11 protein-coding genes are annotated in these 14,334 nt (G+C 70.7%); 3 read left to right on the plus strand and 8 right to left on the minus strand.

Translation table 11 applies throughout. The features are described 5' to 3' along the window. Window positions 1-10: 10 nt before the first annotated feature. Together HLB44_RS15625 and HLB44_RS15630 are read right to left on the minus strand one after the other, a co-directional pair. Window positions 11-859 carry a response regulator transcription factor gene (locus HLB44_RS15625; protein WP_173124054.1) on the minus strand — a complete coding sequence of 283 codons (849 nt, stop codon included), beginning with the start codon at window positions 857-859 and terminating at the stop codon, window positions 11-13. Between the two features lie 88 nt (window positions 860-947). Continuing rightward, window positions 948-2,186 (minus strand): SMP-30/gluconolactonase/LRE family protein, encoded by a 1,239-nt coding sequence (locus tag HLB44_RS15630; protein WP_173124056.1) that lies wholly within the window; start codon window positions 2,184-2,186, stop codon window positions 948-950. A gap of 139 nt (window positions 2,187-2,325) precedes the next feature. Here HLB44_RS15630 and HLB44_RS15635 point away from each other — a divergent pair, with 139 nt between their 5' ends. Continuing rightward, a complete protein-coding gene (locus tag HLB44_RS15635; RefSeq protein ID WP_173124057.1) occupies window positions 2,326-3,906 on the plus strand; it encodes an aminotransferase class I/II-fold pyridoxal phosphate-dependent enzyme in 1,581 nt (526 codons plus the stop codon). On the opposite strand, the gene HLB44_RS15640 is transcribed toward HLB44_RS15635, so the two are convergent. Beyond that, complete coding sequence (locus HLB44_RS15640; protein WP_173124059.1) at window positions 3,852-4,634, minus strand: winged helix-turn-helix domain-containing protein; 783 nt, start codon at window positions 4,632-4,634, stop codon at window positions 3,852-3,854. The two genes, HLB44_RS15635 and HLB44_RS15640, sit on opposite strands and share 55 nt — an antisense overlap. A 220-nt stretch (window positions 4,635-4,854) precedes the next feature. Between HLB44_RS15640 and HLB44_RS15645 the strand changes: the two genes are divergently transcribed. Next, window positions 4,855-6,219, plus strand: a complete 1,365-nt coding sequence (locus HLB44_RS15645; protein WP_173124061.1) for an MORN repeat-containing protein — start codon at window positions 4,855-4,857, stop codon at window positions 6,217-6,219. Between the two features lies 1 nt (window position 6,220). On the opposite strand, the gene HLB44_RS15650 is transcribed toward HLB44_RS15645, so the two are convergent. From HLB44_RS15650 to mutS, 4 genes are all read right to left on the minus strand, one after another. Beyond that, the gene (locus HLB44_RS15650; protein ID WP_173124063.1) at window positions 6,221-6,649 is read right to left on the minus strand and encodes an NUDIX hydrolase; all 429 of its coding nucleotides are present in this window, start codon (window positions 6,647-6,649) and stop codon (window positions 6,221-6,223) included. A 93-nt stretch (window positions 6,650-6,742) separates the two neighbouring features. Continuing rightward, window positions 6,743-8,161, minus strand: a complete 1,419-nt coding sequence (locus tag HLB44_RS15655; RefSeq protein ID WP_173124065.1) for a serine hydrolase — start codon at window positions 8,159-8,161, stop codon at window positions 6,743-6,745. 26 nt (window positions 8,162-8,187) lie between these two features. Further along, window positions 8,188-9,015 carry a proteasome-type protease gene (locus tag HLB44_RS15660; protein WP_173124067.1) on the minus strand — a complete coding sequence of 276 codons (828 nt, stop codon included), beginning with the start codon at window positions 9,013-9,015 and terminating at the stop codon, window positions 8,188-8,190. Next, complete coding sequence (gene mutS, locus HLB44_RS15665; protein WP_173124069.1) at window positions 9,012-11,582, minus strand: DNA mismatch repair protein MutS; 2,571 nt, start codon at window positions 11,580-11,582, stop codon at window positions 9,012-9,014. The genes HLB44_RS15660 and mutS overlap by 4 nt, the downstream gene beginning before the upstream one ends. Before the next feature lie 230 nt (window positions 11,583-11,812). On the opposite strand from mutS, the gene HLB44_RS15670 reads away from it, so the two are divergent. Continuing rightward, on the plus strand, window positions 11,813-13,096 hold the full coding sequence (locus HLB44_RS15670; protein ID WP_173124282.1) for a tyrosine-type recombinase/integrase: 1,284 nt from the start codon (window positions 11,813-11,815) through the stop codon (window positions 13,094-13,096). Between the two features lie 59 nt (window positions 13,097-13,155). Here the strand turns inward: HLB44_RS15670 and HLB44_RS15675 are convergent, their stop codons facing one another. Continuing rightward, window positions 13,156-14,064 (minus strand): hypothetical protein, encoded by a 909-nt coding sequence (locus tag HLB44_RS15675; RefSeq protein WP_173124071.1) that lies wholly within the window; start codon window positions 14,062-14,064, stop codon window positions 13,156-13,158. Window positions 14,065-14,334: the final 270 nt, after the last annotated feature.

Genomic DNA, 14,334 nt, shown 5'->3' on the forward strand with positions numbered 1-14,334 from the left:
CCCGAGGGGATCAGTCCGACCGGGGGACCCGGATCGGACCGGGCGCCACCGCCGCGCAGTGCAGGCGGTAGCCGCGCCCACGCACGCTCTCGATCTCGAGCTCGGCCATGCCGAGCTCGGCGAGGCGGCGCCGCAGCCGATGCACGTAGACGTCGATCGAACGCGCGTTCAGCGTGCTGTCCGTGCGGGCGACGCGCGCCTCGAGCGAGGCGCGCGGCACCAGGCGTCCGACCTGCGCGGCCAGGCACTGCAGCAGCGCGAACTGGCCTTCGGTGAAGCCGACGCGGCGCGTGCCGCGGCACAGCTCGCGCTGCAGCGGGTCGAGCGTCCAGCCGGCCAGCGCCGGGTCCGCGGCCGGGCCGGTGGAAGCGAACGGGGCGGCCGGTGCTTCCGCCACGACGCGCGAGCGCAACTGCGCGACCAGGTGCGCGCGCAGCAGCCGCGGCGACAGCGGCTGCACCAGGTACTCCGCCGCGCCATGCTCGAGCGCGACGATCGCATCGACTTCGCTCGCGGTCTCGCTCAGCACCAGCAGCGGGCAGCCGGCGGCGACGTGCAGGCCGGCCAGGCCCAGCGCCAGCGTCGGCGTCAGCACGCAGGCGTCGATCACCAGCGCATCGAACTGCATGTTGCTGCAAGCGGCATGCGCGCCATCGAGATCGCTGACCGCGGCGCAGCGCAGGCCCACCTGGCCGAGCAGCTCGGCGGTGGCGCGTTCGGGCCGCGCCGCCGGGCCGACGAAGAGCACCAGCGACGGCGCACGCAGGCTGCCGTCGAAGTGCGAGAACGGGGCATGCGGCGCGGCCAGCGGACCGGCGGCATGGCGCAGGTGCGGCAAGGCGGGATCGTCGCGAATCATCGTGCGGGGATCATTCCGAGCGGGCCGCTGCGCCGCAAGGGCCAATTCGGGGCGGCGGCGCCGGCCATTGCGGGGGCTTGAAGGTCGCTCATCGGCGCAGCGGTACCGCGATCAATTGCGGCGCCTTCAGCGTCGCCGGCTCGCGCAGGCTGCCGTCGGCCTGGTAGCGCGCAACCTGCGAATTGGCGATCGTCACCAGCGTCACGCCCGCGATCGTGCCGGTCGTCGGCTCGTCGAAATCCGGATGGTGGTGCGACTGCAGCACGGTGATGCCGCCGATGCGCCGGCCCGCGTCGGCCAGGTGGATGCGGATCACGCGGCCGGCAATGGTCACGTTCTGCACGCCGACGAGATCGCCGTCGTGCCAGTACAGGCCATCGATGCCGCCGGTGACCACCTGGTCGGGCTGCGGCAGCCGCTGAAAGCTGCCGTCGGCCGGATTCACACGCGCGATGCCGGTCGACAGCGTGACGAACAGGCTGCCGTCGGGCGCGACGGCGATGCCATTGGCCCCGAGCAGCGCGCCGCGCTGGCCGAAGGGCTCGAGCAGCGTCGCGCCCGGCGCGGCGCGGAGCAGGCTGCCGCTGGCCGAATCGGTGGCGAAGAGGGTGCCGTCGGGCGCCGCGACGACGTCGTTGAGCTGCTGCGCGGCCGGCGCGTCGAGGCGCTGCACGCGGCGCGGATCGTTCAGCGGATAGCGCAGCACCGCGTTGCGCAGCGCCGTCTTGCCGCTGTCTTCGAAGGCGTTGGTACTGACCGCCAGCAGCACGCGCCGTTTCGCATCGACATGCAGGCCGAGCACCGCATCGAGCCGGTCGCCGGGCCGCGAGAAGTCGCGCGCGCGGCCGCGGGCGTCGACCACGACGATCTTGTGCCGCGCCACGCTGCCGATGAAAAAGCGCTTCGTCTCGGCGTCGTGGGCGATGCCCTCGGGAATCAGCGCCGGATCGGCGAGGTGCAAAGCGCGCGGCGCATCGGGCGTGCGCGGCTCGTCGGCGGACAGCTGCTCGCGCAGCGCGCTGAATTCGGCGTCCTGCCACAGCGCATCGAAACCCATGCCGGCGGTCGGCACGATGCCCAGTCGCCGGCCTGTCAGGCTTCGCAGCGCGGCGAGCGCGTCGTTGCGGCGGTCCAGCCGCGCCAGCGTCATGGCTTGGTAGTAGACGAGCACGCCGTCGCCCGGCCGCTGCGTGCGCAGTGCCTCGATGCGGGCGAGCTGCGCGCGCAGCGGTGCCTGCGGGTCGTCGGCCACCGGCTGGGCGGCGGCGCCGGCGACCAGGCAGGCTGCGAGCCAGGCGGCGGCGAGGCGGGGCAGGTGTCGGTGCATCGGCGCGCAGCCTAACGCCGCGCGGCCGCGCGGGCGCCGCCGTTGGTTCCCGGGATTCCGTCGTTCGTCGCATGCCGGGCGGCGGCGCGCGGGGGCCTGCCTACAGTGCTCCGATCGAACGAAGAAGAACGGGACTCGCGTGGTCAAGCAGGTGGCGGGGGTCTTCATCCAGTCGCTGCGAGGCGACGACGCGCCGGCCAGCGTCGCGCAGCGCGTGCGCGTCTACCGCACGGTGCTCGACGGCGTGCGCAGCGGCACGCTGCGTCCCGGCACGCGGCTGCCATCGGCGCGCCGGCTGGCGGCCGATTGCGCGGTCTCGCGCGGCGCGGTCGACGAGGCCTTCGAACAGCTGAAGAGCGAAGGCTTCATCGAGCGCCGCGTCGGCGACGGCAGCTACGTCGCCGACCCGCTGCCGGTGCTGGTCAAGCCATCCCCGGCCCTGGAGCGGCCGATCAGCGCCGCCGCACAACGCGTCATCGAGCGCTTTGCGCCGCACCTCGGGCAGTGGTCGCGGCTGGAGGTGCCGACGGAGCTGTTCGCGCTGCCGGCACTGCATCCGCGCAACGTGCCGACGCAGGACTTCCCGCTCGACACCTGGCGCCGGCTGATGCAGCGGGCGTGGAGCGAGCCGTACCGCAAGCACCTGAACTACGGCCCGTCGGCCGGGCTGCCGTCGCTGCGCGAATCCATCGTCAGGCACCTGGCGCTGACGCGCGGCGTGCACTGCAGCGCACGCCAGGTGCTGATCCTCAACAGCCCGATGCAGGCGCTGGAGCTGATCGCGCGCGTGCTGCTCGAGCCGGGCGACAAGGTGTGGCTGGAAGACCCCGGCCATGCCAGCCTGCCGGTGCTGTTCGACGTGCTGCACGCCAAGGCGGTCGGCGTGCCCTGCGACGAACTGGGCTTCGACGTCGCCCACGGCCGCGCCCACGCGCCGGATGCGCGCGCGGTCTACCTGCATCCGCTCGGCCAGTACCCGCTGGGCGTGCGCACGAGCCGCGAGCGCGGCGCCGAGCTGCTGGCCTGGGCGGAGCGCCAAGGCTCCTGGATCCTCGAGGGCAACTACAACACCGAGCTGGTGCACGACGGCGTGCCGCCGCCGGCCCTGCACACGCAGGACCGCCATGGCTGCGTGCTGCTGGTCGGCACCTTCGAAGGCGTGCTGTTCCCGTCGCTGCGCATCGCCTACCTGGTGGTGCCCGAGCACCTGGCCGACACCTTCACGGCCATGCGCGGCCTGCTCGGCGAGCATGCGCACGTCGCGACGCAGCTCGCGCTCACCGCCTTCATCGACGAAGGCCACATGAGCGCGCACCTGCACGAGCTGCGCCAGCGCTGCCGCGCGCGCCGCGCCGCACTGCAGCAGGCCGTGGCCCACCACCTGCCGCACTGGGCCACGCTGGGCCCGACGGCCGAGGGCGTGCATGCGGCGCTGCACTTCCCGGCCGAGGTGCCGGATGTCGACGTGTTCCGGCTGATCCGCAAGCAAGGCGTCGGCGCGACGCCGCTGTCGACGATCTGCTGGCACGCGCGCGGCTTGAACGGCCTGGCGCTGGGTTACGGCGGGGCCGACGAAGCGATCATCGACGGCGCGCTGCGGGTGATCGGCCAGGCGCTGCGCAACGTGCGCGCGGGCCTGGCGGTGTCGAAGCCGGCGGCAACGGGTCAGTGCGCGCCGGCCGCCGCCGCCGTGCCGTCGGCCAGCGGCGCCAGCAGGTAGCCGCAGTTGCGGATCGTGCGGATGCGCTGCGCGCCGTCGCCGCGGTCGCCGAGCTTGGCGCGCAGCCGGTAGACGCGGCTGTCGATCGAGCGATCAGGGCCGCTGTCGACCAGGCCGCGCAGCTCGCGCAGCAGCTCGCGCCGCGTCACCACCTGGCCGGCGCGCAGCGCCAGCCGCCACAGCAGCTCGAACTCGCCCTCGGTCAGGTCGAGCGGGCGCTCGTCCTGCAGCGCGCAGCGCTCGCGCCAGCGCAGCACCAGGCGGCCGACGCGCAACTCGTCCGGCGGCGCGAGCGGCGCTGCCGCGACGCCCAGCCGCGCGCCGCGCCGCCACAGCGCGCGCAGCCGCGCCGCCGCGACCGCCGCGTCGAGGGCGGCATCGAAGACATCGTCGGCACCCATCTCGAGCGCCAGCACGTGGTCGAGGTCGCGCAGCGCGCGGCAGGCGACGACGATCGGCACAGCGGGCTGTCGCGCGGCCAGCGCACGCAGCGGGCCCAACTGGCGGGCCACGCCGTGCACCAGGTGCAGCACCAGCGCGTCCGGTGCCGGCGCCGCGGGCCCGCCGCCGTCGCCCAGCACCCAGTCGCACACCCGCAGCCCTTCAGCGGCCAGCGCGCCGCGCCACGCCGCCGCGGCTGCCGCATCGTCGCTGGCCAGCCCGATGCAGCGACCCGGGGGGCCGGTGGCGTCGATGCTGGAAACCGTTCCGGCCATCGTTGCGTACATGGTCACGGTGTAGCGTTCGCCCCGCGGGCTCGCAAGGGCCAATCCGGCGTTGGTCAGCGCGCCAATCGGCGCGACTTTGTGCACTCGTGGCGCCGGCGCATCGCACGACAAAAGGCATGCCGAGGCCGATAACCCGGTCGATATAATTTTTATCGCTTGTTGCAGCCTTTCCACATGGCTGCGCTGGAAAGAGCAAAAGAGCGTGATCGCAAACCGGCTCGTGTCCCTGTTGTGTCTGGCTCTTGTGCTCGCCGCGCGCCCGGCGGCGGCGCAGGCCGACTGCGCGGCCGTCACCGACCAGGCGATGGCCGCCGACCTGCGCGCCGCGACGGCCCAGGCGCAGCGCGCCGAGCTCGCCGAGCAGGCCCGGCTGTCCGAAGCGGCGATCGGCCTGTGGCGCCAGGCGGTCGACGCGTGCAGCGGCCGCTCGCGCGAACGGGCGCAGCGCAACCTGGCCGATTCGCAGCAGGCACGCCTGACGATCCAGGACCAGCAGGGCGGCAGCGAGCAGTGCATGGCGTCGCAGAAGGACGCCACCGCGCTGCAGGAGCTGGCCGAACGCGCGCGCAGCGAGCAGCGCTGGCCGGATGCCGCGGTGCTGTTCCGCAAGGCCGAGAGCACCTGGGACCTGGCGGCCGAGCGCTGCGCCGGGTCGCAGCAGCGGCTCGCGCTGCTGCGGCGCGAGCAGACCGCGCTGGCCTCGCAGGCCGCGCGCGAGCGCGGCAGCGCTGCTGCCGCCGTGCCGGCTCCCACCAGCGTGCCGGCGCGGCCGGCCGAGGCACCGCCGGCCGGGCGCATGAGCCCTCCGGGCGGCGCCGCACCGATCGCCGCGGTGCTGCCGGCGGTGGCCGCTCCGGTCGACCTGACATTGACCGGCGGCACGCGCATCGTCGGCACCTTCGGCGCCGACCCCGGCGGGCAGACCTACAGCGGGCGCGGCCGCATCATCTGGTCCAGCGGTGACCAGTACGAGGGCACCGTGGTCGCCGGGCAGCGCCAGGGGCACGGCGAATTCATCTGGCGCAACGGCCAGCGCTACAAGGGCGTCTGGATCAACGACCGGCCCGAAGGCGACGGCGTGCTGCGTTTCGCCAACGGCAACGTCTACGAAGGCGCGGTGGTCGACGGCCAGCCGCACGGCACCGGCAAGATGGTCTTCAGCTCGGGCGACCAGTACACCGGCCAGTTCACCCGCGGCGAGCCCGACGGCCAGGGCGTCTACCTGTGGGTCAACGGCCAGCGCTACGACGGGCCGTGGGTCGACGGCAAGGCCACCGGCTACGCCAGCGTCAAGTTCGCCAACGGCAACCTCTACGAAGGCGAGGTCGTCGACGGCCTGCCGCAGGGCGACGGCCGCATCGTCTTCGCCTCCGGCGACGTCTACCGCGGCCAGTTCTCGCGCGGCCTGCCCGACGGGGAAGGCATCTACCGCTGGAAGAACGGCGACCAGTACATCGGCCAGTGGCGCACCGGCCTGAAGGAAGGCCAGGGCCAGCTGCTGTGGAGCAATGGCGACCGCTGGGAAGGGGAGTTCCGCGCCGATGCGCAGACCGAGCGCGGCACGCTGACGCGCCGCAAGCAGTAGCTCAGGCCGCGCCGAAGCGGATCAGCCGGCGCGCCAGCGCCTGCTCCCAGCGCTTGTGCGCGAACTCGGCGGCCTCGGGCAGCTCGGCCTCGCTGCACCAGCGCCATTGCGCGATCCCGGCGCCCGGCTGCGGATCGGCGTGTACCTCGGCGAGGCAATGCACGACGACGTGCCAGTTGCGCTCGCCGACCGGAAACGACTCGACATCGACGACCCGCGGCATCACGTCGTCATAACCCAGGCGCGACAGCTCGCGCGCGGCGACCTCGAGCGGGTCCTCGCCGTAGGCAGCCTCCGGCGCCGGGATCCACCAGCCGGGCTTGTCCGGATTCGGCGGCGTGTCGTAGCGCACGATCAGCAGCCGTCCGGCACGGCGGACGCCGACGTAGCTGATCAGCTTCAACAGCCCTTGCGGGGTCTCGATGGCCATGGTGCGGTCCCTGCGGTTCGAAGTCCGCTTTCTGGTCCAGCGCCTGCCGAAGCGCCATCCCTAACTCGCGAAGGCCGCGGGCACGGTGCAGCTTCAGCGCTCGGCACGACGCCACGCGCGGTACTCGTGGCCCCACAGCCACAGGTTCAGTGCGCGCACCTGGCCGTCCAGGCCTTGGTCGAAATGCACTCTGCCGCCAAGGGCTTCGCGCAGCACCATGGTCCCGTCGCCATCCGGGAACAGCTCGAAACGCCGCGGCGAGCCGGCGCGCAGGAAAAGCCGGCCGTCCTCGTGCACCACCTGCAGGTCCAGGCCGTCGAGCCACTCGTAGCGGCCGATGTAGGGGCGCGCATCGGCCGGGTCCAGCGCCATCGGCGGCGCCAGGCGCGGCGGCTTCGGATCGGCAAGCGGCTGACGCGGATCGAGCAGGTGCAATCCGATGTCGCTGACGGCGTTCAACGTGTTCGCGTTGGCCAGCACGACGATGCCGGTGCGCGTTGCGGCCTGGAATCCGACGAAGCTGACGTAGCCGCCGGTGCGTCCCGGATGCCAGGCGATGTCGCCGCCATCGTTGGGCACCAGCATCCATCCGAGCCCGATGTGCCTGGACGGCGGGATGCCGCCGGGCCGGCGGGTCTCGAGCATGGCCTTCATGGCCGGCGCCAGCGCGGACTCGCGCAGGCCGACGAAGGCCTCCAGGAATGTCAGCAGATCATCGGCATTCGAGCGCAGGAAGCCCGAGGCGGGCAGCTCCGCGGACGTCCAGCGATCCACCGGTGTCAGCGCCCAGCTGTGCCCGGCCGCCATCGCACGCGCCGGCGCGGCGACGCCGTTGTCGTCGGTGTCGGCCATGCCGAGCGGACCGGTGATGCGCTCGCGCAGCAGCGCCGGATAGGAGCGTCGCGCGCGCTGGGACAGCGCATGTCCCAGCAGGCCGACGCCGGCGTTCGAGTATTCGTAGCGTTCGCCGGGTGCCTGCGGCAGAGCGTGCGCGGCCAGCAGCGCGACGAGGCGGTCGATGCCGTAGTCGCCATGCGGATTGCCGAAGTCGCGCGGCTTCAGGTTCGCCGGCCGGTTCGGCAGGCCCGACGTCTGCGTCGCCAGGTCGACGAGTCGGATCGGCCGGCCTTCGCGGCTCGGCACGCTGACCTGCGAAGGCAGCAGGTCCGCGACCGGTGCGTCCAGCACCACCTCGCCCCGCCGCACCATGTCGGCCAGCAGCAGCGAGGTGAAGACCTTGGTGACCGAGCCGATCTCGAACAGCGTCTTGCCGTCCGGCGCGCGTGGGTCGTCGGCCGACAGCCGCCCGACGCCGACGATGCGCCGGCCCGCCGGCGTCACGATGCCCACCACCATGCCGGTGGCGTGGCGCGCCTGCACGATGCGGCCGGCAAGGATCTGCCGGATCCGCTCGTCGTCGGGCGGTGCGGCGGCTACGGCGCCGGCGGCCGCAACGCCGAGCACGGCCGCGGCAAACCGGCGGAGCCAGCAGCGGCCAGGCTTGGTGCGCACCGGATGCGGCGTCGCGTCAGCGCACGTCAGACGATGCGCTCGCCGGGGTGGTTGATCTTGCGCATCGGCTCATAACGCCTGGAAGGCGCGAGCAGCGGGTGCTCGGTGTCGCCGCCGTCCCAGCGCGGATCGTCGATGCCTTCGAACACTTCGCGCAGGCGCTGGCCCCAGGTGCTGTGGATCATCTGGAAGTACGGGTTGCGGTCGTCGATGCAGACGTGGTCGCTGCTTTCGAGGCGGCCCTCCTGGTAGACCAGCAGGTCCAGCGGCAGGCCCACCGACAGGTTGGACTTCAGCGTCGAGTCCATCGACACCAGCGCGCACTTGGCGGCTTCGTCCAGCGGCGTGGTCGGCGTCAGCACGCGGTCGAGGATCGGCTTGCCGTACTTGCTCTCGCCGATCTGGAAGAAGCAGGTCTCGCGCGTCGCCTCGATGAAGTTGCCGGCCGAGTAGACCAGGAACATGCGCATGGCCTCGCCCTTGATCTGGCCGCCGAAGATCATCGACGCATTGAAATCGACGCCGGTGGCCTTCAGCGATGGGCCGTCCTGGTCGTAGACGCGGCGCACCGCCGCACCGAGCACGCGCGTGGCGTCGAACATGCTGTCGGCGTTCCAGATCGTCAGCGCCGGCTGCTCCGGGCCGCGATCGATCTTCTCGACCTGCAGGATCTCGCGCACCGACTGGCTGATGCTCAGGTTGCCGGCCGACAGCATCACCATGAAACGGTCGCCCGGCTTCTCGTAGATCATCATCTTGCGATAGGTGCTGATCTGGTCCATGCCGGCGTTGGTGCGCGAGTCGGACAGGAAGACGAGGCCGGCGTTGAGGCGGATGCCGATGCAATAGGTCATGACGCGTGGGCTTTCTGCAGGGACTTCAGACGGTACAGCGCTTCGAGCGCTTCGCGCGGGGTCAGCGCATCGGGATCGATGGTCGCCAGCGCCGTCTCGATGCCCGAGGGCTCGGGCGCGGCGGCGGGTGTCGGCGGCGCGGCGAACAGGTCGACCTGTGCATCGCCGCTGATCGCCTGCGCCTCCAGCGCCTCGAGCGTCGCGCGCGCCTGGCGCAGCAGCGTGCCCGGCATGCCGGCCAGCCGCGCCACCTGCACGCCGTAGCTGCGGCTCGCCGGCCCGGCCTCGATCGCATGCAGGAAGACGATGTCGTGCCCGCTCTCGACGGCCGAGACGTGCACGTTCAGCGCGCGCTCGTGGCGCACCGGGAATTCGGTGAGCTCGAAGTAGTGGGTCGCGAACAGCGTGAACGCGCGGTTCTTGTCATGCAGATGGGCAGCGATCGCGCTCGCCAGCGCGAGCCCGTCGAAGGTGCTGGTGCCGCGGCCGATCTCGTCCATCAGCACCAGCGACTGTTCGGTCGCGCCATGCACGATCGCCGCGGCCTCGGTCATCTCGAGCATGAAGGTCGATTGCGCGTTGGCCAGGTCGTCGGCGGCGCCGATGCGGGTGTGGATCGCATCGATCGGCCCGAGCCGGCAGGCTGCTGCCGGCACGAAGGCGCCGATCGACGCCAGCAACACGATCAGCGCGACCTGTCGCATGTAGGTGCTCTTGCCGCCCATGTTCGGGCCGGTGATCACCAGCATGCGCGTGCGCGCATCGAGCCGGCAATCGTTGGCGATGAAGTCCGGCCCGCCGGTCTCGGCCAGCCGCGCCTGCACCACCGGGTGGCGGCCCTGGTCGATCTCGATGCACGGGTGGCCGACGAACTGCGGCCGGCACCACTGCAGCGTCACGGCGCGCTCGGCGAGGGCCGCAAGGGCATCCAGCGCCGCCAGCGATCGCGCCAGCGCGCCGAGCGCCGGCAGGTGCGCCTGCAGTGCATCGAGCAATTGTTCGTAGAGCCACTTCTCGCGCGCCAGCGAACGCTCCTGCGCCGACAGCGCCTTGTCCTCGAAGGCCTTCAGCTCCGGCGTGATGAAGCGCTCGGCGTTCTTCAGCGTCTGGCGGCGCTGGTAGTCGGCGGGCACGCGATCGAGCCCCGAGCTGGTGACCTCGATGTAGAAGCCGTGCACGCGGTTGTATTGCACGCGCAGGTTGGTGATGCCGGTGCGTGCCCGTTCGCGCGCTTCGAGGTCGACCAGGAAGGCATCGCAGTTCTGCGCGATGCCGCGCAGCTCGTCGAGCTCGGCATCGCAGCCGCTGGCGATCACGCCGCCGTCGCGCAGCAGCACCGCGGGTTCGTCGGCGATGCAGCGCACCAGCAGCGCGGCGAGCTCGGGCGGCGGCGAGAGCGCCTCGTGCAGGCGCACGAGCAGCACACCTGCATCGGAACCCTGCGGCGCCGCGGCGCTGAGCGCCGGCAGCGCCTGCAGCGTGCTGCGCAGCCCGGCCAGCTCACGCGGACGCACCTGGCGCAGCGCCAGCCGCGCGGTGATGCGCTCGACATCGCTGATGTGGCGCAGCGCGTCGCGCAGCGGCTCGAAGCCGTGGCCGATCAGCGCCGCGATCGCGTCGTGCCGCTGCAGCGCGGTGCTGCGATCACGCAGCGGATGGGTCAGCCAATGGCGCAGTGCGCGGCTGCCCATGCCGCTCCTGCAGGTGTCGATCAACGACAGCAGCGTCGGCGCGTCCTCGCCGCGCAGCGTCTGCGTCAGCTCGAGGTTGCGGTGCGTGGCCGGCGGCAGCTCGATCAGCTCGTTCGCACGCGCGGCCTGCAGCGACGTGACATGCGCCAGCGCCTGGCCCTGCGTGTGCTCGGCGAAGCTCAGCAGCGCGGCGGCGGCGGACTGCGCGACGCTCAGGTCCTGCGCGTTGAAGCCCTGCAGCGACGCGACCTTCAGCAGCCCCGTCAGCTTGCGCAGGCCGAGCGCGGTGTCGAACTGCCAGTCCGGCCGCGCCGTGCGCGCGGCGCGGTGCTGCAGGATCGCCGGCGGCAGCGCGTTCGCGGCGTCCTTCTGCGGCAGCAGCAGCTCGGCGGGATCGAGCCGCGCGAGCCAGCCGCCGAGCTCCTTGTCGCCGCATTCGGTCATGCCGAGTTGTCCGCTCGACAGCCCGAGCCAGGCCAGGCCCCAGGTCGCGCGCACTTTGATCAGTGCCAGCAGCAGCGTGTCGGCGCGTTCGTTCAGCAGCTCGGTGTCGGTGACGGTGCCGGGGGTCACCACCCGCACCACCTTGCGCTCGACCGGCCCCTTGGCGGTTGCGACATCGCCGACCTGCTCGGCGAGCGCCACGGCCTCGCCGAGCTTGATCAAGCGCGCCAGGTAGCTCTCGACCGAGTGCACCGGCACGCCGGCCATCACCACCGGCTCGCCGGCGCTCTGGCCGCGGCTGGTCAGCGTGATGTCGAGCAGCCGGTTGCCCTTGCGAGCGTCGTCGTAGAACAGCTCGTAGAAATCGCCCATCCGGTAGAAGACGAGCGTGTCGGGGTAGTCGGCCTTGATGCGCAGGTACTGCTGCATCATCGGCGTATGGGCGCTTAGGGGCGCCTCGCCGCTTCCTGGGTCTTGAGCCGCGTTTGCGCGTAACTCATTGATCTGCAAAATATTTCTTTCTATCGACCTTCGCTGAACGGTCTCAGCGACACCTCATCTCACCTCAAAGCACTTGCCGTTTTGGCGTAGCATTTCGACCCTGCCGGCGAGAATGTTACGCCTTGGCGTAACATCCCCTGCTCATGCACAGTGTGTGCGTGATCGAGTTCGACGCCCGCGCTGCGAAGGCCTTGAAGGCCGGTGAGCATCTTACGTTTGATGCCGCCCCCGGCCTGCGGCTGGTGGCCCGGGTCTCCTGTCGAACCTGGATCTACCGCTACAAATCGCCCGTGGACGGCGGCATGCGGCAGGTGCGCCTCGGCAGCTGGCCGAGCATGTCGGCGATCGCGGCGGCCGCCGAGTGGGAGCGACTGCGAGGGATCCGCGGCGACGGTCGGGATGCGGCGGACGAGAAGCGCTCAGAGCGGCGCGCCGCCGCGCTGGCGCGGGAGAAGGCGCGAGAGGCTCGCAAGACGGCGGTGTTCACGGTTCGGAAGCTGTGCAACCACTTCCTCGAGCGCTACCGCCAGTCGGTCTCCGCGACGACATACGCCGAAGCGAAGCGCCTGTTCGACCGCGAACTCGATGACATCGCGAACGTTGCTGCAGGAGAGCTCACGAGGGCGCAGGCCTACGGCCTGATCGACGGCATGCGTGGCCGTCCCGTCGTAGCGAAGATGCTTCGTCAGCAGCTCGGGGCAGCCTGGGACCAGGCGATCGACGCCGGCAAGCTGCCCTCCGATGCGCCCAACTGGTGGCGCTTAGTCCTTCGAGGAAAGCTCCCCAGCAAGGGCAGGACCATCGGTGGCGTCACCCAGGGTGTGACCAAGCGAGTACTGTCCGACGCGGAGGTCCAGCAACTGCTGAGGTGGATGCCCAACTTCACGCGCGACATCGAGGACGCGCTGACGCTGTACCTCTGGACATGCTGCCGCGGGGCGGAGATCGTGGCGATGGAGCGCACCGAGCTCTCCCGCGAGGCCGACGACCTCTGGTGGACCATCCCCAAAGCCAAGCTCAAGATGGCGCGGAATCCGTTGACCGTGGACCTGCGTGTGCCGCTGGTCGGAAGGGCGCGGGCGATCGTCGAGCGCCGGCTCGATTCCCATCCTGGCCGGTGGCTGTTTCCGAGCGTCGGTCGCAGCGGACACATCGAACAGAAGGCGCTCGGCGTCGCCGTGTGGATGCACATGCCGTACAGCCAGACACGCCCGGAATGGGTCCGGCCCCGGTTACCTGTCACGCACTGGGCGCCGCACGACTTGCGCCGCACCGGTCGAACGATGCTTGCGGCCCTGGGCTGCCCCAATGAAGTCGGAGAGGCGATTCTTGGCCACCTGCCTCCCGGGATCATCGGCGTCTACAACCGGCACCAGTACGACAGTGAACGGCTCGAGTGGCTCAGGAGGCTGTCGACGCATCTGGACCATCTGGCGGCCGCTTGAGGCGTAGTCGGTCTGAACCGAAAGGCCGTCGATTCTTGGACGGCAGGGCGAGGGGGTTGCTACTGGTCCGTCGGGACGAGCTCGATCACGTATCCATCCAGTGGAATCCGGCGGACACTGCCGGTCTTGGGCGAGTACAGGATGATCAAGTTGGGAGTTTCGAAGACGACTCGCCCAGCGTATTCCGCTTCCTTGTCCTTGAAGACGCGCACGCAATAAGCCCGCTTCTGGGCACTCGGGTCCGGCGCGAGCGAGCGGCGCGCGGCCCTGTCCGCACTGGATAACACCGGGGCGCATGCCGTTGGCTCAATCACGTATTCATCGATGTACTTCGCACCGGCCGCCATTCCGATCATTGGGACGAACATGAGCAGTGCAAAGGCGAACAACGCAAGAAGCACGGCGCCCCAGATCAGAAGCGGACCGGCAACGACGGTTGCAACGCCGTACGCGACGAGGGCCAAGCTGCGACCAAGAAGCGACTTGGGTCGCACCACTTCGCGACTGCGCCGAAGGTAGGCTCGAATCTTGTTTTCGGCGCGACGTGTCGTGTTGCCGAATCTTCCTGCCATGGCGCACCAACCGGCTACGGCGGCGGCCATCGCAAGCGGGCCGATGAGCAGGAACGACGAGTACGCCATCACTTGGCGATAAGCGGACCACAGCGTCGCAGCGTCGAACAATTCAGAACCCTGGCGTAGCGCGTGGAGCGCTGCAAGCTTGGAGAACAAGATGAGGTCGAATGCGTTGGAGAAGGTGAGGCCGTTCGGCAACCCGAGCCGGATGTCGGCGGCCAAGGAAACACCGTAGCCGAGTAGCGCCGCTATGGTCGGAATGCCACCGACTATCATTGCCAGCAGCGGTAGCCCGGCACCCTTGGCGGCGCCAGTCGCGCCGCCATCCGGCAAGCGTCCAGTGGCGGCCGTCGAATTGCGGCCGCTTTCATCCATAGGCGGCGTTTGATCCATGGCATCTCTACGCATTGCAACTCCTCCGCGTGATGTCCACCAATCCGTCCATCGCGTCGATCGATGACTGCGCGGTGCACCGGGGCACCGTTGTGGTGGATCAAGTCTATTGCCGAAAGTGATCGTCATCAGGGATCACCCCACGTTCGAGGGAACGAGCGCTGCGCTGCTCAACGACGCGGACCTTTGAGTGGAAGAGCCCTTTCTGGCTCTTCCAAGCTCAAGTCGCTTCAGCGATCTGCCGCATGGCTCGGGCGACGAACCGCTGGC

The organism is Pseudaquabacterium terrae, assembly GCF_013266755.1.
GTDB classification, from domain to species: Bacteria; Pseudomonadota; Gammaproteobacteria; order Burkholderiales; family Burkholderiaceae_C; genus Pseudaquabacterium; species Pseudaquabacterium terrae.